Genomic DNA, 22373 nt, shown 5'->3' on the forward strand with positions numbered 1-22373 from the left:
GAAATATTAAACCGGTGTCTTTAGCCCGAAGAAATTTCGGGCCGTCACCACATCATTGGCGATTTGCTGCTTCAAAGCATCGAGGGAAGCAAACCGCTGTTCATCGCGCAATTTTGCGCGCAGCACCACATCAATGTGGCGCCCATAAAGATCCATATTTACATCAAGCAGATGAACCTCCAACTGCTGGCGAATGCCAGCAACGGTCGGCCGCGTGCCAATATTGGCAACGCCGGGTAACGGCTCTGGATCCAAGCCATATACTTCAACCGCGTACACTCCTTTGACCGGAGCGACTAAACGTTTTAACGGTAAATTCGCCGTAGGAAAACCAATGGTCCGCCCCAGCTCATCACCATGGACAACCCGTCCAGAAATGCTGTAAGGGTGCCCAAGCAACGTTTCTGCCAGTGACAAATCGTCATCATGCAGCGCTTGGCGAATCGCCGTGCTGCTAATGCGTAAGCCGCCGTCACAGAAACTGTCGGTGCTGATAACGTCGAAACCGTACTCGGCACCAGCCTGCTGCAACAGTTGGAAATCCCCTTGACGCCCAGCGCCAAAGCGAAAATCATCCCCAACCGCCAGAAACTTAACGCCGAGCTTTTCTACCAGTAACTGAGCCACAAAGGTCTGGGCCGTATTGGCAGCAAAACGCGGTTCAAATTTAACGCATAATAAGTAGTCAACGCCGGCCTGTGCCAAATATTTGGCTTTATCACGTAAACGCGTTAACCGGGCCGGTGCTTTTTCCGCTGCGAATAGTTCCAAAGGCTGCGGCTCAAATATCATCACCATTACCGGTAGCCCTAAGCGCTGACCTTCGCGCTTGAGTTGCTCTAGTAATGCCAGATGCCCACGATGGACACCGTCGAAGTTACCGATAGTTAGCACGCAACCATGGTGGCGTGCCCGGATATTATGTATACCGCGAATTAGCTCCATAGCTGGCTCAAAACAGTGGAAATCGCCGGATTATACCTTGTACAGCGGTTAAGGTTAACCCGCGATTGGCACCTTTACTCCAATAGTCATAGCAATTTACCGATAATACGCAGTTAAAACACTTTTACGCCAGTTTATCCTGTAGAATGCGCGAGCAGTTGGATACAGACCCCCCGTTAAGACTTTTGCAAAAACCATCGCCGAAGGCTTAATAGGTGAGGCCGGTGGAATTTTCTTTCGAAAGACTGTATTCCACCGCTCGAAGCTGGTAAAATCCCGCTCCATCACAACGTAGCAAGTGCCGCCCGTACAAACGGCGCTTATTTGCACAAATCCATTGACAAACGAAGGCAAAAAGGGCATATTCCTCGGCCTTTGAATTGTCCTCAATAGAATATATTTGGGAGTTGGACCTTGGCTAATATCAAATCAGCTAAGAAACGCGCCGTACAGTCTGAGAAACGCCGCAAGCATAACGCTAGCCGTCGCTCAATGGTGCGTACCTTCATTAAGAAGGTATATGCGGCAATTGCAGCTGGCGATAAAGACGCGGCGCAAAAAGCATTTAACGAAATGCAACCAATTGTGGATCGTCAGTCCTGTAAAGGTCTGATCCACAAGAACAAAGCAGCGCGTCATAAGTCAAACCTGACAGCGCAAATCAACGCAATGCAGTAATGCATTAAGTTGACTGCTTGTAAAAAGACCGGCCTAGGCCGGTTTTTTTATATCTGCCATTTGGCCACAGATTCAGATCTTAGGTCGCCCTACCAGTTTATCCTACCCGATAATCTGATAGAGCATCCTCTTTGCTAAGTACTTTCTTTCTATCAAACCGACTTTCAGCGATTAAATCATCAACAGTCAAACTTTCGGCTATTTAACGCCCAACGGTTAAATTTTCAACCATTGAGCTTTTAACTGTTAAATAATGACGTGAAATCTTTATTACACACGCGCTGTACCGCCGGATGCTGAATCATTCTTTCTGCAAAGATAACGTAATATTCTTCATGCACATTATCTAAGCGCCCGATTTCTACGACCTGTTCATTTGAAAAAATATCGTCGGCATACATAGATGGTGCGACAAAAATTGCATTGTGATAAACCCCAAACGCCTTCATCAATGCGGCATCATCAAACTCGCCCAGAATCTCAACCTGAATTCCTTTGCTGTTTATCCAGTTCAGTAACTTGCGCCCAAGCATAGAACGGCGGCCTGGAATTAGCAGACGGCGCTCCTGCAAACACGCAGGAAACGGCGCTTCCGGTATTGGCTGACGGCAATAAAAACTCACACTGCACTCGCCCAACTTAACGGAAAACAGCCCTTCTTGTTGGCTGGAATCAACCGGACAATCAGACAAAATCATGTCCAGCTTGTGCTGACTTAACTGCTCTAACAACATTTCGTGGGTAGATTCGAAGCAGCGTAAATGTATCTGCTCGTTATCCACCACGGCGGTTTCTAATACTCGGCTAACCAATCGTTTGGAAAGCGCATCTGCCACGCCGACGTCAAACAGCAGGTTAGATTCTTTACGGTAATTAACGATATCCAGCATTTCATGGCTAAGCATGAACATTTTATCGGCGTAACGAAAAACCAGCTGGCCTAACTCTGAAGGTACCAGCCCGCGCCCTTGGCGTTTAAATAGTTTCCCGCCCAAGCGTTCTTCCAGGGCTTTAATCTGACCAGTAATAGTCTGTGGCGTCAGAAACAATGCTTCCGCCGCTCCAACTACCGAGCCTTCCTTACACACCTGCCAGAAATAGTAGAGGTGGTTAAAATTGATATGTGACATTCGCATGCAGTGATCTCCTTAACGTATCGCCCGATGGGGTGATCAATTTCCCGAGCGATCAACTTCCCTTGTTCTGAGATCAAAACATAATGCGATCTCGGGAACCCATCAAGCAAAACTGCCGACGTTGTAAAGAGCACTACGTCGGCAGTTCGGCCTATTACTTCTAATGATTTACGACAATTATTTTGCGGCAACGGCCGGCGTTTTATTCGGTAAAACCAAACGTAGCAGTGTGTATCCCACTATCGCTGCGGCAGTAGAACCCAGCAATATACCTAAGCGAGAGTAAGTGCTTAAAGCCTCGCTACCACCTTCGAACGCCAGTGAAGCGATGAAGATAGACATAGTAAAACCGATACCGCACAGCACTGATACCGCAAAAATCTGTTTAAAGTTAATGGATTCCGGCAGTTTGGCGATGCCAACCTTCACCGCTACCCAGCTGAAGAGGAAAATCCCCAACGGCTTACCAATAAACAGCCCGCTGGCAATCCCCAAAGGCAGCAACGACGTCAGTCCCGCAAGCGAAACGCCTTCAAGAGATACGCCAGCATTAGCGAAAGCAAACAGCGGTAAAATCAGATAAGCCACCCACGGATGCAGCCCGTGCTCTAAAGACTCAGAAGGTGAACGCTTATCTTTGGTATGCAACGGAATCATAAAGCCGACAATCACACCGGCCAGCGTCGCATGAACTCCGGATTTCAGAATACTGACCCACAGAACTAAGCCGACAAGTAGATAAACTGAGGTTTTCCCGACCCCACGCCAGTTCATATACGCCAAGAGCGCAATCGCCGCGGCTGCCACGCCCAGTGCGGCCAGCGAAACATCCTGAGTATAGAAAAAGGCGATAATAATAATGACACCCAGATCGTCAATAATCGCCAGCGCCAGTAAAAACACCTTCAAACTGGTTGGAACGCGGTTGCCCAATAGCGCCATCACACCGAGCGCAAAGGCGATATCCGTTGCCGCTGGAATAGCCCACCCCTGACGGGTAACTTCATCTGCGCCGTTAAATAACAGGTAAATCAGCGCCGGAGCCAACATCCCACCTAATGCCGCGATAGCGGGAAATACCGCTTTATCACGACCAGCCAAAGAACCTTCCATCAGTTCGCGCTTAACTTCCAGCCCGACGACCAAAAAGAAGATGGCCATCAAACCATCATTAATCCACAGCAGTAACGGTTTACTGATATCCAATGACGCAATTTTTACCGCGACCGGAATGTCTAAAAACGTTTGATAAATACCCTGTAGTGGGCTGTTAGCCATCAGTAAAGCGACCACGGCAGCCACGATCAGAATCATGCCCCCGGCCGCTTCTAATCGTAAGAATTGGCGAATAATATTTGTCACAATGAATACTCCCTACATCGGACAGAGAAACAAACCAAAGCAATTGGCAAATAATTTACAAATTCTAGGCTAATTATTAACTCGAAAATAGTCGTTTTTATTGCACAAACCACTCGGTTAAACCGAATAATTAATGATTAGCATCACGTTGCAGCTGTAAGTATTGGCGAAAAAAATCCCCGGTATATACCAGGGATTTAGTTTCAACTACCTAATCATAGGTTCTATGATTAACGGGTCAAATCATCGAAGAATTTTTTCACACCGTCGAGGAAGCTTTTAGAGCGTGGGCTGTTTTTCTCGCCCGCGGCACCGCCGAAACTTTCTTCCAGTTCACGCAGTAACTGTTTCTGTTTTTCACTCAAACTTACCGGCGTTTCTACGACTACACGGCACAACAAGTCACCCTGGCTGCCCCCGCGTACTGATTTAACGCCTTTGCCGCGCATACGGAATAATTTACCGGTTTGCGTTTCCGCAGGAACTTTCAATTTCACCCGGCCATCGAGCGTCGGAACTTCAATTTCACCGCCCAGCGCTGCCATTGCAAAGTTAATTGGCACTTCGCAATACAGGTTATTGCCTTCACGTTCGAAGATTGGGTGAGCTTTCACCTGAACCTGAACGTACAAATCGCCTGATGGTGCACCGTGTTCGCCAGCTTCACCTTCACCCGCTAAACGGATACGGTCGCCGGTATCCACACCCGCCGGGATCTTAACCGAAAGGGTTTTGGATTTTTCAACGCGGCCATGACCATGACATTTGTTGCACGGATCTTTGATAATCTGGCCCCGCCCGTGGCAATGAGGACACGCCTGTTGCACGGTGAAGAAGCCTTGACGCATCTGTACCTGACCTGCACCGTGGCAAGTCGGACAGGTGATTGGAGAACTGCCTGGTTTTGCTCCGCTGCCGTGGCAAACGTCACACTCGTCCAACGTTGGAATGCGGATTTCTTTGGTTACACCACGAACCGCTTCTTCTAACGTCAAATCCATATTGTAACGCAGATCGGAACCACGACTGGCGCGCTGCTGACGACGTCCGCCGCCAAAAATGTCACCAAATACATCACCAAAGATATCGCTAAAATCAGCGCCACCGCCAAATCCGCCGCCGCCGCCCATACCGCCCTGTTCAAAAGCCGCGTGGCCATATTGATCGTAAGCAGCGCGCTTTTGCGCATCGGTCAGAATTTCGTAGGCTTCTTTAACTTCTTTGAATTTACCTTCGGCGTCCTGTTCCTGATTACGATCCGGATGGAATTTCATCGCCAAGCGCTTATAGGCCTTTTTGATTTCACGCTCATCCGCCGTCTTGGGGACGCCTAAAACCTCGTAATAGTCTCTCTTCGCCATTCTGTTTTTCCTACCCTTAACATGCGTGCACGGGCGTAGAGTTTCCTCGACGCCCGTGCTGGTTTCCAGCAACAGTATCTCTTACCACTGCTGTGCCCGCTTAAGGGCTATTATTTTTTGTCTTTTACTTCTTCGAATTCGGCATCAACAACGTCGTCTTCTTTCTTCGCGCTGGCATCGCCCGCTTCGCCGGCTGCCGCCTGCTGCTGCTGTGCCATTTCCAGCAACTTGCCAGATACCTGGACCAGTGCCTGAGTTTTCGCTTCGATTTCCGCTTTGTCTTCGCCTTTAACCGCTGCTTCCAGCGCTTTCAGTGCATCTTCAATGGCAGTTTTGTCTTCTGCTGGCAGTTTGTCGCCGGCTTCTTCCAACTGTTTACGAGTGCCATGAATCAGGTGGTCAGCTTGGTTACGAGTCTGAACCAGTTCCTCAAACTTACGGTCTGCTTCAGCGTTAGCTTCCGCATCGCGTACCATTTTTTGGATTTCTTCCTCGTTCAGACCTGAAGATGCCTTAATGGTGATCTTCTGCTCGCGACCGGTATTTTTGTCTTTCGCAGACACATGCAAGATACCGTCGGCATCGATATCGAAGGTAACTTCGATTTGTGCCATACCGCGAGGTGCGGCCTGAATACCATCCAGGTTAAACTGACCCAGAGACTTGTTGTCCTGCGCACGTTTACGCTCACCCTGCAGCACATGGATGGTTACCGCAGACTGATTGTCTTCCGCAGTAGAGAACACCTGGCTGTGCTTAGTTGGGATGGTGGTATTTTTAGTGATAAGCGGAGTCATCACACCACCCATTGTTTCGATACCCAGAGACAATGGAGTAACGTCCAACAGCAACACATCTTTTACTTCACCAGACAGAACGCCGCCCTGAACTGCTGCACCGATAGCAACGGCTTCATCTGGGTTCACGTCTTTACGTGGTTCTTTACCGAAGAAATCAGCAACTTTCTTCTGAACCATTGGCATACGAGTCTGACCACCAACCAGGATAACGTCCTGGATGTCAGACACAGACAGACCCGCGTCTTTCAGAGCCACTTTCAGCGGTTCCATAGAACGGTTAACCAGGTCTTCTACCAGTGACTCCAGTTTTGCACGAGTCACTTTGATGTTCATGTGTTTTGGACCACTGCCATCAGCGGTGATGTATGGCAGGTTAACGTCAGTCTGTTGTGCAGAAGACAGTTCAATTTTCGCTTTTTCTGCTGCTTCTTTCAGACGTTGCATCGCCAACGGATCGGTACGCAGATCCATACCTTGGTCTTTCTTGAATTCGTCAACCAGGTAGTTGATCAGGCGGCTATCAAAGTCTTCACCACCCAGGTGGGTATCACCGTTGGTAGCCAGAACTTCAAAGGTTTTTTCGCCGTCAACTTCATCAATTTCGATGATAGAAATATCGAAAGTACCACCACCCAAGTCGTAAACCGCGATAGTACGGTTGCCAACTTCTTTATCCAGACCGTAGGCCAGTGCCGCCGCGGTTGGTTCGTTGATGATACGTTTTACTTCCAGACCCGCGATACGGCCAGCATCTTTAGTCGCCTGACGCTGAGCATCGTTGAAGTATGCAGGTACAGTGATAACCGCTTCAGTTACTGGCTCGCCCAGATAATCTTCAGCCGTTTTCTTCATTTTCTTCAGCACTTCAGCAGAGATCTGCGGTGGTGCAATTTTCTGGCCTTTCACTTCCAGCCATGCATCGCCGTTATCAGCAGCAATGATTTTGTACGGCATGATGTCTTTATCACGCTGCGCTTCTTCGTCTTGGAAACGACGACCGATCAAACGCTTGATTGCAAACAAGGTGTTCTCTGCGTTAGTAACAGCCTGACGTTTAGCTGGTTGACCAACCAGAATCTCACCATCTTGGGTATACGCGATAATAGAAGGCGTTGTACGTTCGCCTTCGGGATTTTCCAGCACGCGTGCTTTTGTACCATCCATAATTGCTACACAAGAGTTGGTAGTACCCAAGTCGATACCAATAATTTTACCCATCTAAAACGCCTCCACGAAAAAAGTCATAATCGGTCAAGTTACTAATCTATATATGGGCGGATTTCTAATTTTCAACTGCCAAATATTTACTGACAACTTTCCGCTAACCACGATTAGTCACTGCGGTTGGGAATAAGATGGGGCCATGAACACCATCATCAAGGGGGGAGATGAAAAAAAATTACTTTTTATCACACTCAAGATCATTGTTTCCGGTCGAACAGATCATTATGATGCCGCGCGCACTGAGGGAATAGACGACTTTTTACTCATTCAGGCGATTTATACTTATTCGGATATTTATCTATTTTTTTAGCAATCTTTTATTGCAGAGGACTTATGAACACCAACAAGTTGGCGAATCCTGGCCCGTTAGGCCTGATGGGCTTCGGGATGACCACCGTCTTGCTTAACCTGCACAACGCGGGTTTCTTCCCCCTGACTTCCGTAATCCTCAGCATGGGGATTTTTTACGGCGGTTTGGCGCAAATTCTGGCTGGTCTGCTGGAATATAAAAAAGGGAATACCTTCGCTGCAACGGCCTTTACCTCATACGGCGCATTCTGGCTGAGCCTGGTTGGCCTGCTGATGCTGCCTAAACTGGGTCTGGCAGAAGCTACTGACGCTCAATTCCTCGGCGTTTATCTGGGCGTATGGGGTATTTTCACCCTGTTTATGTTCTTCGGCACTCTGCCAGCCAACCGTGCATTACAGTTTGTGTTTGCCAGCCTGACGCTGCTGTTTGCCCTACTGGCTATCGGTAACTTCACCGGTAATCACGCGATGCTAGTATTCGCCGGCTTCGAAGGCGTTATCTGTGGTGCCAGCGCCATTTATCTGGCTATGGCTGAAGTACTGAACGAACAGTATGGTCGTACCGTACTGCCAATCGGTGAAGTCAAACGCCCAGTGGCAATCCCAGCGACTGCTTAAATTCCTGACCAACGGTCAGATAAAAGCCCTGCAAATGCAGGGCTTTTTTTATCACTTCACACTGAATAAAACTTAGTTGCCAAGCGGAATACGACGGCCCGCTTCAGACTCGGTTTTACTTTCGCTATTGATATCATTACGCAGATAGATACCCAATAGCAGCCCGACCACACACAGTGTCAGCATGTAGTAAGCCGGAGCCAACGGCGTGATTTTCAGCAATAAAGTCACTAATACCGGCGTCAGTCCACCAAACACCGCGTAAGCCACGTTGTAAGAGAACGAAATGCCGGTAAAGCGAATTTCTGCCGGGAAGGCCCGCACCATCACATAAGGCACAGCACCAACGATACCCACGCTAAAACCGGCGAAAGCGTAATGGCTAAACAGCGTTGTCGCATCGGTGAGATCCGCGCGATAGAAGGTCCAGGTCGCGACAGCCAACAACAGGCTGCCCAGAATAAAGGTTTTACTGGCGCCAAAGCGGTCAATTGCTAATCCAGCCAGTACGCAGCCACATACCAGCGCCACAATTGCCACGCTGTTAGCCTGCATCGCCAGCGCTGACATCACGCCGTACTGTTTTTCCAGATAAGTTGGCGTCAACAGGATGACGACCACGATTCCAGCGGACAGCAACCAAGTCAGCAGCATCGAAACCACGATTTCTTTTTTATGGTTAACCACGACCGATTTCAAGGGCAAGCCCTCTGCCAAGGCTTTCTGCGCCTGCATCTCTTTAAAGATCGGCGTTTCCTGTAACCAGCGGCGAAGATACATAGCGAACAGGCCGAAAATACCGCCGAGGAAGAACGGAATACGCCAGCCACCGTTCATCATTGCCTCGGTGCTAATGGTGGTTTTCATCCCCGTAGCCACCAAAGAACCCAGCAGAATGCCCGCTGTCAGCCCGGCGGTTAAGGTGCCACAGGCAAAACCAACGCGTTTACGTGGCACGTGCTCGGCCACAAATACCCAGGCTCCCGGCACTTCTCCACCGATAGCCGCGCCTTGCAATACGCGCATCAGAAGCAGTAATAAAGGTGCAGCAATACCGATAGAGGCATAAGTTGGTAGCAGACCAATAGCCAGCGTCGGCAAGGCCATTAATAGAATACTCAGGCTAAACATCTTTTTACGGCCAACCAAATCGCCGAAGTGCGCCATGATAATGCCACCCAATGGTCGCGCCAGATAACCGGCGGCGAAAATACCAAAGGTCTGCACCTGACGTAGCCATTCTGGCATATCGGGAGGGAAGAAGAGTTCACCGATAATCGCGGCGAAAAATACGTAGATAATGAAGTCATAAAACTCTAAAGCTCCGCCCAAAGCGGCTAACGTCAGAGTTTTATAATCTTGCCGATTCAATCGGCGATTGTGCTGTTGATCCATAAGACACCGTGATAAACCAGAGTAGTGAGTTAAAAATATTACAACTCTTTGTAAAGTAAAAATTACTATACCGTACAAAAATCCTCACATGCTTAGAATGGTATCTTATGTCAGAAACTATTTGAATTTAGATTTTTGTATCACGCAAGGCACTCTTAGGACGAAATGCTGCTACCACCTGGCTGTTTGTTTCAATGTACGGGCCATCCAACAATTGAATGCAATAAGGGACACTGGCAAAAATCCCATGAACCAACACGTTGCCTTCCGCGTCTTTGACTCCTTCCAGCGTTTCTTTTATCGCCTTAGGCTGGCCGGGCAAATTCAGAATCAGCGCCTGTTTGCGAATGACCCCAACCTGGCGGGATAAAATCGCCGTGGGAACAAAGTGTAGACTGATTTGGCGCATTTGCTCGCCGAAACCGGGCATGTGACGATCGGCGATGGCCAGAGTCGCATCCGGCGTCACATCGCGACGCGCCGGGCCTGTGCCGCCGGTGGTTAACACCAAATGGCAGCCCATTTCATCCACCAGCTCACACAGGGTTTGCTCTATCAGCGTTTGCTCATCGGGGATTAAACGGGTTTCGAGGGTAAATTCACTGGTTAAGGCGCTTTTCAACCAATCTTCCAACGCTGGCAGACCTTTATCCTGATAAATCCCATTGGATGCCCGATCGGAAATGGACACTAAACCTATACGTAATGTATGCATACAACGACCTCGATGGAAAAATCTATCTCTGTGGGCGGGATGATACTACGCGACGCTATTACCTCAACCCTCTCAACTCACAGAATTAAGTATAGTTTTGTTCCGTCACAGAGCAGAAACAGGCGAGCTTCAGACGTAAAAAAGGCGGCTTGCGCCACCTTTTTCATTCAATGTTGCCTGCCGGTATAAAATTACAGCAGATCGGCAATCATCTTCTCAAGTTTGCCCTGATCGACAGCAAACTTGCGGATACCGTCGGTCAGTTTCTCAACTGCCATTGGGTCTTGGTTGTGTTCCCAGTAGAACTCAGCTTCAGTCAACGGCGCTGGCGCAGCGTCAATATTGCCGGTGTAAGACAGTTTACGCTCCAGTGGGCCTTCGCTTTCCGCCAGCTCTTTCAGCAGGGTTGGAGCGATGGTCAAACGGTCACAGCCAGCCAGTTCGATGATTTCACCAATATTACGGAAGCTTGCGCCCATCACCACGGTTTTGTAGCCGTGTTTTTTGTAGTACTGGTAGATTTCTTTAACGGAAATTACGCCCGGATCTTCGTTTGGTGCGAACTCTTTCTTATCGCCGTTCGCTTTGTACCAGTCCAGAATACGGCCAACAAACGGAGAAATCAGGTATACGCCCGCTTCAGCACAAGCACGCGCCTGAGCAAAGGAGAACAGCAGAGTCAGGTTACAGTTGATGCCTTCTTTCTCTAACTGCTCAGCGGCGCGGATACCCTGCCAAGTAGAAGCCAATTTGATCAGGATACGGTCTTTGCTAATACCCGCATCACCGTACATTTTAATCAGACGTTTGGCTTTCGCGACGCTGGCAACGGTGTCGTAAGACAGACGCGCATCAACTTCGGTAGAAATACGGCCTGGGATCAGCTTCAGAATTTCCAGACCGATGTTAACGGCCAGCTTGTCACCCGCATCGATGACTTGCTGCGCTTTATCGCTGCTTTGCTCGCGAGCCCAGGCGATAGCGTCGTCAATCAATTTACGGTATTCAGGAATTTGAGCCGCGTTCAGGATCAGAGAGGGGTTAGTCGTGGCATCTTGCGGCTGATACAGTTTCATCGCCGCAATGTCCCCGGTGTCAGCTACAACGGTAGTCAATTGACGTAGGGAAGTAAGTTTATCGGTCATGTTGTCGTTTCTCATCGTTTGTGCATGAACTTTTGGCATTCTGCAACCCAGCCTTTTCTTGATAATAACACGCAGAAGCCCCGGTGCAAGGCAGTTCAACTGTTTAGAAAAACACCGGTCGCGTCGACTTCTCCGAGCAACCGTTTTCGCCTGCGAAAAGGCGTTGAACCCCGTGGATTAATAACAACTTGGTTCATTATCACGATGCTGAGACGATTTAGCCACGCGATACTTCCTATCCTAGCAATTGACCATTCTTCGTTTGGTTACCGCTCGCTTTTTGCTACAGTGTGCCAATCTGGATAAACAGGATGTCGTCATGCTTATTATTATCTCTCCGGCTAAAACTCTCGATTTTCAAAGCCCCTTGGCTACCAAAACCTACACTCAGCCCGAGTTGTTGGATCAGTCTCAGGCTCTGATTGAGATTTGCCGTGAACTGACTCCGCCCCAGATTGCCAGCCTGATGAAAATCAGCGATAAACTGGCCGGATTAAATGCCGCCCGTTTTAGCGACTGGCAGCCGAAATTCACGCCGGAAAATGCCCGCCAGGCTATTTTGGCGTTTAAAGGTGACGTTTACACCGGTATGCAGGCACAGGATTTCAGCGAGGAAGATTTTGCCTTTGCTCAGAAGCATTTGCGTATGCTTTCTGGTTTATACGGCCTGTTGCGTCCGTTGGATCTTATGCAGCCATACCGTCTGGAAATGGGCACCAAACTGGCTAACCCGCAGGGTAAGGACTTATACGCTTTTTGGGGGGAGACCCTGACCGAAAAACTGAATCAGGCGATGGAACAGCAAGGCGATAACGTGCTGATTAATCTGGCTTCGGATGAATACTTTAAAGCGATAAAGCCGGCTAAACTGAACGGTACGCTGATCAAACCGATATTCCTGGATGAGAAAAACGGTAAATACAAAATTATCAGTTTCTACGCCAAGAAAGCCCGCGGGTTGATGAGCCGCTTTATCATTCAGAACCGCTTGAGTAAAACCGAGCAATTGGTGGATTTCAATCTGGAAGGCTATCAGTTCGATGCGGGACTCTCGGCGAAAAATGAGCTGGTCTTTAAACGGTCCGAACAGCACTAAGCTGATTTATGCATCATTGATTCATGTACCATTCATATAAAAAAGGGCCAATCGGCCCTTTTCTGCTTTAGTGATTTAGTGATTTAGTGATTTAGTGATTTAGTGATTTAGTGATTTAGTGATTTAGTGAGTTCGCTGTATTCTGCAAAAACGCGCTCACTTATTTCGGTAATGCCATCAGGAATGCGCGCAATTTATCGTAATCTGCTGGTAAATCATGAGATAACAATGGCATTGATGCTCTGACAGCCAACTCTTTCGGCAACGGCAGTTCCTGCGCCAGAATCGCTTCTACGTTCTCTTTAAACTTCGCCGGATGCGCTGTCCCCAGAAACAGGCCGAACTCGCCGTCTTGCAGCTGATCGCGTAAAGCGCGGTAAGCAATGGCGGCGTGAGGTTCAGAGATATAGCCGATTTCAGCCAGTTCTCTCATGGTTTCTTTGGTCACTTCATCGCTAACGGCTGCATGACCCAGATCTTTCAACTGCCAAATCTTACGGCGGAACAGTTCTTCTACTCGCGGCCAGTTATTCGGCTGGCTGACGTCCATCGCGTTGGATAACGTTGCTACGGTAGCCTTAGGCTGCCACTGACCGTTAACCAGGAAGCGCGGTACAGTGTCATTAGCGTTAGTCGCGGCGATGAAGCGTTTCACCGGTAGCCCCAGAGACTTCGCCAGCAAACCTGCGGTCAAATCACCGAAGTTACCGCTCGGTACCGAAATCACCAATTGGTTACGTGCTTCCTGCGGCAGCTGCGCCACGGCCTCGAAGTAGTAACAGATTTGAGCCAGCAAACGGCTGATATTAATTGAGTTAGCCGAGTTAAGGTGCAGTTCTTGTTTTAACTCTTCATCATCAAAGGATTGTTTCACCAGCGCCTGACAGGCATCGAAATCGCCGTCGATAGCAACGGTTTGGATGTTGCCACCCAAGGTGCAGAACAGTTTTTCCTGCAACGGGCTGATTTTACCGCGCGGGTACAGAATCACCACTCGCACGTTTTTCAAACCGTAGAAAGCATGAGCTACCGCTGCGCCAGTGTCGCCAGACGTGGCGGTCAGAATGGTGACTGGCTGCTCACCGGCTACTTCTGCCAGCATCTGCGCCATAAAGCGTGCGCCGAAGTCTTTGAATGCCAAAGTTGGACCGTGGAAAAGCTCCAGAATCGAGACATCGTTTTCCACCGGAGCCACCGGTGCCGGGAATTCAAAAGCGGCTTTAACTCGTTTGGTCAGAGTTTCAGGAGCCATTTCGTCACCGATAAAAGCAGATAAAATGCGACTGCTGCGCGTCACAAAATCCTGATCAAGCAAGTTATCAATTTCAGTCAGTTCGAACTCTGGCAATTCCAGCGGGAAAAACAGCCCCTGATTCTTACCCAAGCCTTGCTTGATGGCCTGCGCAAAGCTGACCTGCTCATTATGATCTTTAAGGTTGTAGAGTTTCATGCGTTATCCCAGTAGTCGTGCGCCTGCGGTATCCAGACGGCAAATATGAACAAAACCTTCGTCGTTTTGCAGGTAGTTTTTTTGCAGCCAATCCGCCATGCGTTGCGCGGTAGCGCTTTCGTTGCACACCGCAAACAGGGTTGGGCCAGAGCCGGAAATTCCGCAGGTCAGCGCACCAATATCCTGTGCGGCCTGACGCGCTGCGGCAAAGCCCGGTAGCAGTTGCGTACGATAAGGTTCTGCAATGACATCTTTCATCAGTTTAGCGGCTAACAGAGGCTGCTGCGTGTGGCTGGCGTGGATAAAGCCGGCCAGATTACGCCCGTGGCTAATGCAATCCTGCCGACGATATTGTGCAGGTAAAATCGCCCGCGCTTCGGCAGTAGAGACTTTAATTCCCGGATAAGCCATCACCCACAGCCAATCGTCAAAACCGGGCACTGACTGACTAATGCAATCCGCTTGCTCTAAAATCAGCTGCAGCCCCCCCAGATAGCAAGGCGCTACGTTATCGAAATGCACGCTGCCGGACACCCGCCCTTCCAACTCGCCCATCAGGCCAAGTAGAGTGACCTTATCCAACGGATGGCCGCAAAACTCGTTCATCGCCATCAAACCGGCGACAACCGAACAGGCGCTGGAACCCAAGCCAGAACCTATCGGCATATTTTTTTCCAACCGCATTGCGACCGGAATCTCTTTGCCTATTTCCTGACAAAAACGCTGCCAGCACTGATAAACAATATTCTCTTTTGGATCGACAGGTAGCTTACTGACGAAACGCCCTTCATTCTCCAAACTGAAACTGTCTGCCGCCGTTACGCTAACGCAATCGCCGAGCAAGGTGCCATCCACTGGCGACACTGCCGCACCCAGCACATCAAAACCGACGCTAACATTGCCAATCGATGCCGGAGCATAGACCTTAACCATAATTAAACTCCCAGCTTCCAGGATAATGTGCGTAACAAATCGGCAAATACGCCAGCGGCGGTAACATCGTTACCTGCACCGTAACCACGTAATACTAAAGGAATTGGCTGATAGTAACGTGTGTAGAAGGCCAGCGCATTCTCACCATTTTTGACTTTATACAACGGATCGTTGCCATCCACCGCATCCATACGGACTTGACAGCGACCGTCTTCAATCACGCCGACATAGCGCAGCACTTTGCCCTGCGCGGTTGCATCAGCGACCCGACGAGCGAACTCTGCGTCTAGCGATGGCAGGTGTTTCAGGAAGCTTTCTACATTGCCGCTGGCATCGAAAGATGGCGGCAATACGGATTCAACGTCAATATCAGCCAGTTCTAATTTGTAACCCGCTTCTCGAGCCAAAATCAATAGTTTACGAGCAACATCCATCCCAGAAAGATCATCGCGCGGATCGGGCTCGGTATAACCTAAAGCTTTGGCTTGCAGCGTAGCTTCTGAAAACGACATTCCTTCATCCAGTTTACCGAATATAAAGGAAAGCGAACCGGAAAGGATGCCGGAGAAACGCACCAACTCATCACCGGCGTTCAATAAGTTTTGCAGATTCTCGATAACCGGCAGGCCTGCGCCCACGTTGGTGTCGTACAGGAATTTACGGCTGGATTTAGCCGCTGCAACGCGAAGCTGGCGGTAATAATTCATCGATGAGGTGTTGGCTTTCTTATTCGGCGTCACGATGTGGAAACCATCGGACAAGAAATCGGCATACTGATCGGCCACGGCCTGACTGGAAGTACAGTCCACAATAACCGGATTCAGCAAGTGATATTCCTTAACCAGACGAATTAAACGGCTCAGGTTGAAAGGTTCTTGAGCTGCCGCCAGTTGCTCCTGCCAGTTCGCCAAATCAATGCCGTGGACGTTGGTCAGCAACGCTTTAGAATTGGCAATCCCGCAGACGCGTAAATCAATATGCTTTTGTTTCAGCCAAGGCTGCTGACGGTAGATCTGCTCGATCAACGCGCCGCCGACGCCGCCTGCACCAATCACAAACACCTCAATAACCTGATCGGTATTAAACAGCATTTGGTGGCAAACCCGTACGCCGGTGGTCACAGAATCATTATTCACCACCACGGAAATGGATCGCTCGGAAGAACCCTGTGCAATAGCGATAATATTGATATTGGCTCGCGCTAGCGCGGAGAAGAAGCGTGCGGAAATACCGCGCAAAGTGCGCATACCATCGCCGACAACGGAGATAATCGCCAGCCGCTCCATGACGTCCAGCGGGTCGAGTACACCATCTTTTAATTCGAGGTAAAACTCGTCCTCCAGCGCCCTGCGAGCTCGCGCCAGCTCGCCCTGAGGCACACAGAAACTGATGCTATATTCAGAAGAGGATTGAGTGATTAACACCACGGAGATTCCACTGCGTGACATCACGGCAAAGACCCGTGCGGCCATGCCGACCATGCCTTTCATTCCCGGCCCTGAGACGTTAATCATCGCCATATTATTCAGGTTAGTAATACCTTTCACCGGATAAGCGTCATCGCTGCTATCGCCACCGATTAAGGTGCCGGGAGCTTGCGGGTTAGCGGTATTTTTTATCAGGCAAGGAATCTGGAACTGGGCAATCGGAGCGATGGTGCGGGGGTGGAGAACTTTGGCGCCAAAATAGGACAATTCCATCGCTTCTTGATAAGACATCGACTTGAGCAACCTGGCGTCTGGCACGGTGCGCGGATCGCAAGTGTACACGCCGTCGACGTCAGTCCATATCTCGCAGCAGTCTGCACGTAAACAGGCGGCCAGAACCGCGGCGGAATAATCAGAGCCGTTACGCCCCAAAACCACCAGTTCCCCTTTATCGTTACCGGCGGTGAAGCCAGCCATCAGGATGATATGGTCGTTCGGAATCGCACTGGCGGCAATACGCTGAGTGGATTCGGCAATATCAACGGTAGATTCCAGATAGTGGCCCTGCGCCAACAGTTTCTCAACCGGATTGATTACCGTCACTGGGTAGCCTTTGGCCTGAAATACCGCTTCCATCATCGCGATGGATAGCTTCTCACCACGGCAGATAATCGCCGCATTAATGCTATCCGGGCATTGTCCCAACAGGGAGATTCCGTGCAGCACTTGTTTGAGTTGCGCAAATTCATGGGAAACCAGGGCCTTTAAACGCTCATAGGCAAAACCCGGCTGCGCTTCTGACAGGCCGCGCAACAGATCGGCAAAAATAGCTTCTGCATCGCTCATGGTAGGAGAGATATCCAGCCCCGCCACGGTCTTATCAATCATCGCAACCAAATGGTTGGTGATTTTAGCTGGCGCAGACAGTACGGTCGCGACCTGCCCCTGACGCGCATTGTTTTCGATAATATCGGCAACGCGCAAAAATCTTTCCGCATTTGCAACTGAGGTCCCGCCAAATTTCAGCACTCGCATTTCTGATTCTCTCCTGAATTTATGCCGAAAAAAAAAGCCCGCACTGTTTAGGTGCGGGCTTTTTTCTGTGTTTCCTGTACGCGTCAGCCCGCCCCGTAACCTGTGGTTTCGGTGGTGGTAATAATCGTTGTAGTCAGGCTGATGAATCGCATGTTTTCTGTCTGTCTCATTTAATAATTGAAGCTCTCCCTCTATTGGTTAAAGCAATAGTCGACCCAAGTCAAACTTTTTTGTTAACTGGCTCGCAGAACTAGCCATCAACGCCAAAGAATTTAAATTCTACAAAATAGAAATTAAAAGCAGTAAAGAACGATAAAGGCATAAATTAAGGAATATATAGCTAGGCGAACGAATTTTATCCCTAGTATGTACAGCAGCATTTTTTTCTGTTTTCTACGCGAGCAGACGGTGACATTTCCTCAAATAATGAGAAAGCGTCTTTCGTTCCAATAGAGTCAAAGAGGGAAAAAGCGATGTAATAAGGAAATTTGGCTACGGGTGAATCCCCTGTGGGGAATATGACGTGAATAAGCTGTTTTCCAGCGTAACGCTACGGATGTAAATATAACAGACATTTTGTTTACATTCATATAACATTTACGGTAATTTATCTTATCTATTGAGTGAAAGAGACGCCCAACGTTAAAAATCAGGACTGACGGCTGATACTCAGAATATGTTGATTTTAAACAATAAAAATCAATGCATTACAAATTAAATTATTCATCTAAACATAAACCGATTTTTTTAATATTAAATACACTGAAACGATCAGTTATTTTAACCAACTATCACTTAAGCTGGTATTCTTGTAAGTGTTTTTCACAAAAGTGTTAACGTGCTACAATTGAATTTGATATATGTCAACAAAGCGTAGTTTTGTTGGGTGGTAGATTCGGCTCACACTGTTATGTTGCTGTTAATAGGGTTAGGATATGCGCCGCTTTTGTCACCTTTGGGGCTGTAGGGAGTAACACCCCGACCAAGCTAGCGATGTTGTTGACGTTGATGGAAAGTGCATCAAGAACGCGTTTACGTACTTTAGTCATGTGATAAATAGGATGACGAGTTACAAGTCAATAAAAATTCCTATATAACAAAGACTTCTGTACTTCCTATTTCTATTTTGTTGGCAATTTTAGGTAGCAAACATGCAGACCCCGCACATTCTGATCGTAGAAGACGAGATAGTCACTCGTAACACCCTGAAGAGCATTTTCGAGGCGGAAGGCTACGTAGTTCATGAAGCCAATGATGGCGCTGAAATGCACCACATTCTGTCTGAGAATGATATCAACCTGGTTATCATGGACATCAATCTGCCAGGCAAAAATGGTTTATTGTTGGCTCGGGAGCTTCGTGAACAGGCAAGCGTTGCGCTGATGTTCCTGACTGGCCGCGATAATGAAGTGGATAAGATTCTCGGTCTGGAAATCGGTGCTGATGACTACATCACCAAACCTTTCAATCCGCGCGAATTAACTATTCGTGCACGTAACTTGCTGTCACGTACCATGAACCTGGGTAGCGTGGGAGAAGAACGTCGTCTGGTTGAAAGCTATAAATTTAACGGTTGGGAGCTGGACATCAATAGCCGCTCACTGATCAGCCCTGCTGGCGAACACTATAAACTGCCACGCAGTGAATTCCGCGCCATGTTGCACTTCTGCGAAAACCCAGGGAAGATTCAATCCCGTGGCGAATTGCTGAAAAAAATGACCGGCCGCGAGCTGAAGCCTCATGACCGTACGGTTGACGTGACCATCCGTCGAATTCGTAAACATTTCGAATCCACTCCGGATACGCCAGAAATCATCGCGACTATTCATGGCGAAGGTTATCGTTTCTGTGGCGATCTGGAAGAGTAATCAACCGGTTATAAACTCTATAAGAAAGCCAGCGCTGATGTGCTGGCTTTTTTTTTGCTTAAAATGCTTCGTTATTGGCTGGCGTGCGTCCAGGGAATAATCGGCACGGCACTGATAGCATTCTTCGGTGAACCATCAACGACTTTGTCGGAATAAGTCAGATACACCAGAGCGTTACGGTTTGCATCGTAGAAACGAACGACCTGAAGTTTTTTGAAAATAAGCGAAGTACGTTTCTGGAATACCACCTCTCCTTTAGATTTTCCTTTCTTAATTTTCTCTGATAATTCAATCGGTCCAACCTGCTGGCAGGAGATAGCCGCATCGGCAGTATCTTCAGCCAGCCCTAATCCGCCCTTGATTCCACCAGTTTTTGCTCGACTGATATAACAAGTTACATTTTTAACATCGGGATCATCGAAGGCCTCAATGACGATTTTATGGTCAGGACCAAACAGCTTAAATACCGTATCCACCGAGCCAACCTCTTCCGCCTGCACGCTCATCGCGCCAAAAGAAAGTAGTCCGCAAAGCAATATCCAATTTTTTTTCATACACTTACTCCATTACGCCCGATAGATTATGCAAAGTTAAATTTTTGTACTGATAATAAGATATTTATTGGAAATGAGCATTCGCCAGCTTAACAACATTATTTAGCACAGATGCTAATAAAAATCTTAGGCAGTCTGAGACAGAAAAAATTGCTACTATGCGGCGGAGCTAATTCAGCTCTCAAGCTATTACTTTACTCCAGGCCGCTTTACGAGGAAGATCTATGGATCAAGCCAGTATCATTCGTGATCTGCTTAGCTGGCTAGAAAGTCATTTAGACCAGCCTTTATCACTGGACAATGTCGCCGCAAAAGCAGGCTACTCTAAATGGCATTTGCAACGGATGTTTAAAGACGTCACCGGTAACGCTATTGGTGCCTATATCCGTGCAAGAAGACTATCTAAAGCTGCGGTTGCGCTGCGTCTAACCAGTCGGCCCATTCTGGATATTGCACTGCAATACCGTTTCGACTCCCAGCAAACCTTTACTCGCGCATTCAAAAAACAGTTTGCGCAAACGCCTGCGCTCTATCGTCGAGCGGAAGACTGGCATTCATTAGGCATCTGCCCGCCTATTCGGTTGGGCTCTTATACCCTGCCTCAGGCCGAGTTTATTACCTTGCCAGAACAGCATTTGGTTGGTTTAACTCAAAGCTATTCATGCACGTTGGAACAAATTTCCACGTTCCGAACCGAGTTGCGCTCTCATTTCTGGCATCAATATCTTGGAGGTGCGGATAAGCTGCCGCCGGTACTGTACGGCTTGCATCATTCCCGACCAAATCAGGAAAAAGATGATGAGCAGGAGATATTCTACACTACGGCCATTGAGCCTCAGCATACTCCAGCTAACGTACAGGAAGGCCAGCCGGTTATTTTGCAGGGCGGTGAATACGTTAAGTTTATCTATGAAGGGCCAGCGGAAGGGTTACAGGACTTTATTCTGACGCTGTATGGTACCTGCCTGCCGCTGTCGGAGATGACTCGCCGCAAAGGCTATGATATCGAACGTTTCTTCCCTCAGGGCCGGCCACAAGACCAGCCTCCGAAGGTGTTACGCTGCGAATACCTGATTCCTATCCGACGTTAACGCTGTAATTCGTCCAACGCGGGCATATCCAGATGTGTGATATCGCCCGCGGTCTCAACTATCCAACCTGATGCCAACCACGGACTTTGCTGATAATCCACGCGGGATAGCGAACAGTTGCGCAAACGTAAGCGGCGCTCAGCATGGGGCGGCAGCCCCAAAATAGTGCTGAGCAGGCAACCTAACGCGATACCGTGGCTAACCAACAACGGTTTGCTGCCCGGAGGTAGCTCAAGGCAGCTTTCCAAAGCCCCGCGCATACGGGCCGCCAGTTCAGCCATGGATTCACCTTGAGGAATACGCCCCTCAGGAGTACCATCGACCATCTGCTTGCGCCACCGTTCTTCCTGGGCGTTTAAACCGTCGATGCCACGCTCTTCCAACACGCCCATATTTAATTCTCGCAGGCGCGGTTCAACAATAACGTCACAGCCACAGGCATCGGCAATGATTTCTGCCGTGCGTCGCGTACGTCCCAAATCGCTGGTGATGACGTGGGTGATACCTTCACTGCTCACCCGACGTGCGACCAGACGAGCCTGATGTTCACCGATTGCGGTCAGCGGGCTGTCTGATTGCCCTTGAATACGGCGAGCCGCGTTCCATTCGGTTTCGCCATGACGAACGAGATATACCTGTAACATGTCTGATTTCCGTTATACTGCGTAAAATTAGCTAAAGGATGCTTAAGCTCATTATGTACCATGTTGTTGCCGCAACTACCAACCCTGCAAAGATCAGGGCTATCACTCTCGCCTTCAACGATGTTTTTGGCGCAGACTCCTGCCGTGTCGAGGGTATCAACGTCGATAGCGGCGTATCCCTACAGCCTATTGGCAGTGACGAAACCCGCACCGGAGCACGCCAGCGGGTCACCGCAGCACGTCAGATAAAGCCGGAAGCAGATTTTTGGGTCGGGGTCGAAGCCGGTATCGAAGATAATATGACCTTTGCCTGGATAGTCGTTGAACACTTGCAGCTGCGAGGAGAATCCCGTTCAGCCAGTTTGATGCTACCTCAAATTATATTACAAGGAATTAATCAAGGCCGTGAACTAGGCGACGAAATGGCACTTTTGACAGGTAATACGGAAGTGAAACGTCAGGGCGGTGCGATTGGAGTCTTTACCGATGGTAAACTGTCACGCACCAGCGTTTACCATCAAGCATTAGTACTGGCTTTAGTTCCCTTCCATAACCCGGTCTATCTGCAATAGCGGATTAGGCAATAC

Annotated in this window: 22 protein-coding genes and 1 other annotated feature; of the genes, 7 read left to right on the plus strand and 15 right to left on the minus strand. The window is 48.9% G+C overall.

What is annotated here, in order from left to right; all coding sequences use genetic code 11:
* Positions 1 to 6: 6 nt before the first annotated feature.
* Positions 7 to 945, minus strand: a complete 939-nt coding sequence (gene ribF / locus AD970_RS11445; protein ID WP_049598932.1) for a bifunctional riboflavin kinase/FAD synthetase — start codon at positions 943 to 945, stop codon at positions 7 to 9.
* A 414-nt stretch (positions 946 to 1359) separates the two neighbouring features.
* On the opposite strand from ribF, the gene rpsT reads away from it, so the two are divergent.
* Entirely contained in the window at positions 1360 to 1623 is a 264-nt protein-coding gene (gene rpsT / locus AD970_RS11450; protein WP_049598935.1) for a 30S ribosomal protein S20, read from the plus strand.
* A gap of 239 nt (positions 1624 to 1862) precedes the next feature.
* On the opposite strand, the gene nhaR is transcribed toward rpsT, so the two are convergent.
* The 4 genes from nhaR to dnaK all read right to left on the minus strand — a co-directional run bounded on the left by nhaR (position 1863) and on the right by dnaK (position 7500).
* Complete coding sequence (gene nhaR, locus AD970_RS11455; protein ID WP_049598937.1) at positions 1863 to 2759, minus strand: transcriptional activator NhaR; 897 nt, start codon at positions 2757 to 2759, stop codon at positions 1863 to 1865.
* A gap of 177 nt (positions 2760 to 2936) precedes the next feature.
* Complete coding sequence (gene nhaA, locus AD970_RS11460) at positions 2937 to 4121, minus strand: Na+/H+ antiporter NhaA (protein WP_049598940.1); 1185 nt, start codon at positions 4119 to 4121, stop codon at positions 2937 to 2939.
* Positions 4122 to 4351: 230 nt separating this feature from the next.
* Positions 4352 to 5482 (minus strand): molecular chaperone DnaJ, encoded by a 1131-nt coding sequence (dnaJ, locus tag AD970_RS11465; RefSeq protein WP_049598942.1) that lies wholly within the window; start codon positions 5480 to 5482, stop codon positions 4352 to 4354.
* A gap of 110 nt (positions 5483 to 5592) precedes the next feature.
* Positions 5593 to 7500 carry a molecular chaperone DnaK gene (gene dnaK / locus AD970_RS11470; RefSeq protein WP_049598945.1) on the minus strand — a complete coding sequence of 636 codons (1908 nt, stop codon included), beginning with the start codon at positions 7498 to 7500 and terminating at the stop codon, positions 5593 to 5595.
* A 145-nt stretch (positions 7501 to 7645) separates the two neighbouring features.
* Here dnaK and AD970_RS19660 point away from each other — a divergent pair, with 145 nt between their 5' ends.
* Both AD970_RS19660 and satP read left to right on the plus strand, forming a co-directional pair.
* Complete coding sequence (locus AD970_RS19660) at positions 7646 to 7816, plus strand: hypothetical protein (RefSeq protein ID WP_157045518.1); 171 nt, start codon at positions 7646 to 7648, stop codon at positions 7814 to 7816.
* Positions 7817 to 7839: 23 nt separating this feature from the next.
* Positions 7840 to 8433 (plus strand): acetate uptake transporter, encoded by a 594-nt coding sequence (gene satP, locus AD970_RS11475; RefSeq protein ID WP_049598947.1) that lies wholly within the window; start codon positions 7840 to 7842, stop codon positions 8431 to 8433.
* Positions 8434 to 8505: 72 nt separating this feature from the next.
* Here satP and AD970_RS11480 read toward each other — a convergent pair whose 3' ends face one another.
* The 3 genes from AD970_RS11480 to tal all read right to left on the minus strand — a co-directional run bounded on the left by AD970_RS11480 (position 8506) and on the right by tal (position 11688).
* Complete coding sequence (locus tag AD970_RS11480) at positions 8506 to 9828, minus strand: MFS transporter (protein WP_049598950.1); 1323 nt, start codon at positions 9826 to 9828, stop codon at positions 8506 to 8508.
* A 127-nt stretch (positions 9829 to 9955) separates the two neighbouring features.
* Positions 9956 to 10543: a molybdopterin adenylyltransferase gene (gene mog / locus AD970_RS11485; protein ID WP_049598953.1), complete on the minus strand. Its 588-nt coding sequence runs from the start codon at positions 10541 to 10543 to the stop codon at positions 9956 to 9958.
* Between the two features lie 191 nt (positions 10544 to 10734).
* Positions 10735 to 11688 carry a transaldolase gene (tal, locus tag AD970_RS11490; protein WP_049598955.1) on the minus strand — a complete coding sequence of 318 codons (954 nt, stop codon included), beginning with the start codon at positions 11686 to 11688 and terminating at the stop codon, positions 10735 to 10737.
* 319 nt (positions 11689 to 12007) lie between these two features.
* Between tal and yaaA the strand changes: the two genes are divergently transcribed.
* Positions 12008 to 12784, plus strand: a complete 777-nt coding sequence (gene yaaA, locus AD970_RS11495) for a peroxide stress protein YaaA (protein ID WP_049598958.1) — start codon at positions 12008 to 12010, stop codon at positions 12782 to 12784.
* Between the two features lie 160 nt (positions 12785 to 12944).
* Here yaaA and thrC read toward each other — a convergent pair whose 3' ends face one another.
* The 5 genes from thrC to yjjY all read right to left on the minus strand — a co-directional run bounded on the left by thrC (position 12945) and on the right by yjjY (position 18678).
* A complete protein-coding gene (gene thrC / locus AD970_RS11500; RefSeq protein WP_049598961.1) occupies positions 12945 to 14234 on the minus strand; it encodes a threonine synthase in 1290 nt (429 codons plus the stop codon).
* A 3-nt stretch (positions 14235 to 14237) separates the two neighbouring features.
* Positions 14238 to 15167, minus strand: coding sequence for a homoserine kinase (gene thrB, locus AD970_RS11505; protein ID WP_049598963.1), 930 nt, complete (start codon positions 15165 to 15167; stop codon positions 14238 to 14240).
* Positions 15168 to 15169: 2 nt separating this feature from the next.
* Entirely contained in the window at positions 15170 to 17629 is a 2460-nt protein-coding gene (gene thrA / locus AD970_RS11510; RefSeq protein ID WP_049598965.1) for a bifunctional aspartate kinase/homoserine dehydrogenase I, read from the minus strand.
* 27 nt (positions 17630 to 17656) lie between these two features.
* Positions 17657 to 17774, minus strand: a sequence feature (Thr leader region).
* A complete protein-coding gene (gene thrL, locus AD970_RS18900) occupies positions 17713 to 17799 on the minus strand; it encodes a thr operon leader peptide (RefSeq protein WP_071925590.1) in 87 nt (28 codons plus the stop codon). Its footprint overlaps the feature before it by 62 nt.
* A 738-nt stretch (positions 17800 to 18537) precedes the next feature.
* Positions 18538 to 18678: a YjjY family protein gene (gene yjjY / locus AD970_RS20160; RefSeq protein ID WP_235600971.1), complete on the minus strand. Its 141-nt coding sequence runs from the start codon at positions 18676 to 18678 to the stop codon at positions 18538 to 18540.
* A 102-nt stretch (positions 18679 to 18780) separates the two neighbouring features.
* Here yjjY and arcA point away from each other — a divergent pair, with 102 nt between their 5' ends.
* A complete protein-coding gene (gene arcA / locus AD970_RS11515) occupies positions 18781 to 19497 on the plus strand; it encodes a two-component system response regulator ArcA (RefSeq protein ID WP_004706052.1) in 717 nt (238 codons plus the stop codon).
* A gap of 71 nt (positions 19498 to 19568) precedes the next feature.
* Here the strand turns inward: arcA and creA are convergent, their stop codons facing one another.
* On the minus strand, positions 19569 to 20051 hold the full coding sequence (gene creA / locus AD970_RS11520) for a protein CreA (RefSeq protein ID WP_049598968.1): 483 nt from the start codon (positions 20049 to 20051) through the stop codon (positions 19569 to 19571).
* A gap of 224 nt (positions 20052 to 20275) precedes the next feature.
* On the opposite strand from creA, the gene robA reads away from it, so the two are divergent.
* On the plus strand, positions 20276 to 21142 hold the full coding sequence (robA, locus tag AD970_RS11525; protein ID WP_049598970.1) for an MDR efflux pump AcrAB transcriptional activator RobA: 867 nt from the start codon (positions 20276 to 20278) through the stop codon (positions 21140 to 21142).
* Here the strand turns inward: robA and gpmB are convergent.
* Positions 21139 to 21786, minus strand: a complete 648-nt coding sequence (gpmB, locus tag AD970_RS11530) for a 2,3-diphosphoglycerate-dependent phosphoglycerate mutase GpmB (protein WP_049598973.1) — start codon at positions 21784 to 21786, stop codon at positions 21139 to 21141. The genes robA and gpmB overlap by 4 nt on opposite strands.
* 53 nt (positions 21787 to 21839) lie before the next feature.
* Here gpmB and yjjX point away from each other — a divergent pair, with 53 nt between their 5' ends.
* Complete coding sequence (gene yjjX / locus AD970_RS11535) at positions 21840 to 22358, plus strand: inosine/xanthosine triphosphatase (RefSeq protein ID WP_049598975.1); 519 nt, start codon at positions 21840 to 21842, stop codon at positions 22356 to 22358.
* Positions 22359 to 22373 lie beyond the last annotated feature (15 nt).

This window comes from Yersinia nurmii (assembly GCF_001112925.1).
Taxonomy (GTDB): Bacteria; Pseudomonadota; Gammaproteobacteria; order Enterobacterales; family Enterobacteriaceae; genus Yersinia; species Yersinia nurmii.

Bases quoted from the DNA above. Each gene is read 5' to 3' on its own strand.
- ribF (WP_049598932.1), bottom strand. From the start codon at position 945: ATGGAGCTAATTCGCGGTATACATAATATCCGGGCACGCCACCATGGT.
- nhaR (WP_049598937.1), bottom strand. From the start codon at position 2,759: ATGCGAATGTCACATATCAATTTTAACCACCTCTACTATTTCTGGCAG.
- dnaJ (WP_049598942.1), bottom strand. From the start codon at position 5,482: ATGGCGAAGAGAGACTATTACGAGGTTTTAGGCGTCCCCAAGACGGCG.
- dnaK (WP_049598945.1), bottom strand. From the start codon at position 7,500: ATGGGTAAAATTATTGGTATCGACTTGGGTACTACCAACTCTTGTGTA.
- AD970_RS19660 (WP_157045518.1), top strand. From the start codon at position 7,646: ATGAACACCATCATCAAGGGGGGAGATGAAAAAAAATTACTTTTTATC.
- satP (WP_049598947.1), top strand. From the start codon at position 7,840: ATGAACACCAACAAGTTGGCGAATCCTGGCCCGTTAGGCCTGATGGGC.
- AD970_RS11480 (WP_049598950.1), bottom strand. From the start codon at position 9,828: ATGGATCAACAGCACAATCGCCGATTGAATCGGCAAGATTATAAAACT.
- mog (WP_049598953.1), bottom strand. From the start codon at position 10,543: ATGCATACATTACGTATAGGTTTAGTGTCCATTTCCGATCGGGCATCC.
- tal (WP_049598955.1), bottom strand. From the start codon at position 11,688: ATGACCGATAAACTTACTTCCCTACGTCAATTGACTACCGTTGTAGCT.
- yaaA (WP_049598958.1), top strand. From the start codon at position 12,008: ATGCTTATTATTATCTCTCCGGCTAAAACTCTCGATTTTCAAAGCCCC.
- thrC (WP_049598961.1), bottom strand. From the start codon at position 14,234: ATGAAACTCTACAACCTTAAAGATCATAATGAGCAGGTCAGCTTTGCG.
- thrB (WP_049598963.1), bottom strand. From the start codon at position 15,167: ATGGTTAAGGTCTATGCTCCGGCATCGATTGGCAATGTTAGCGTCGGT.
- thrA (WP_049598965.1), bottom strand. From the start codon at position 17,629: ATGCGAGTGCTGAAATTTGGCGGGACCTCAGTTGCAAATGCGGAAAGA.
- thrL (WP_071925590.1), bottom strand. From the start codon at position 17,799: ATGAGACAGACAGAAAACATGCGATTCATCAGCCTGACTACAACGATT.
- yjjY (WP_235600971.1), bottom strand. From the start codon at position 18,678: ATGACTAAAGTACGTAAACGCGTTCTTGATGCACTTTCCATCAACGTC.
- arcA (WP_004706052.1), top strand. From the start codon at position 18,781: ATGCAGACCCCGCACATTCTGATCGTAGAAGACGAGATAGTCACTCGT.
- creA (WP_049598968.1), bottom strand. From the start codon at position 20,051: ATGAAAAAAAATTGGATATTGCTTTGCGGACTACTTTCTTTTGGCGCG.
- robA (WP_049598970.1), top strand. From the start codon at position 20,276: ATGGATCAAGCCAGTATCATTCGTGATCTGCTTAGCTGGCTAGAAAGT.
- gpmB (WP_049598973.1), bottom strand. From the start codon at position 21,786: ATGTTACAGGTATATCTCGTTCGTCATGGCGAAACCGAATGGAACGCG.
- yjjX (WP_049598975.1), top strand. From the start codon at position 21,840: ATGTACCATGTTGTTGCCGCAACTACCAACCCTGCAAAGATCAGGGCT.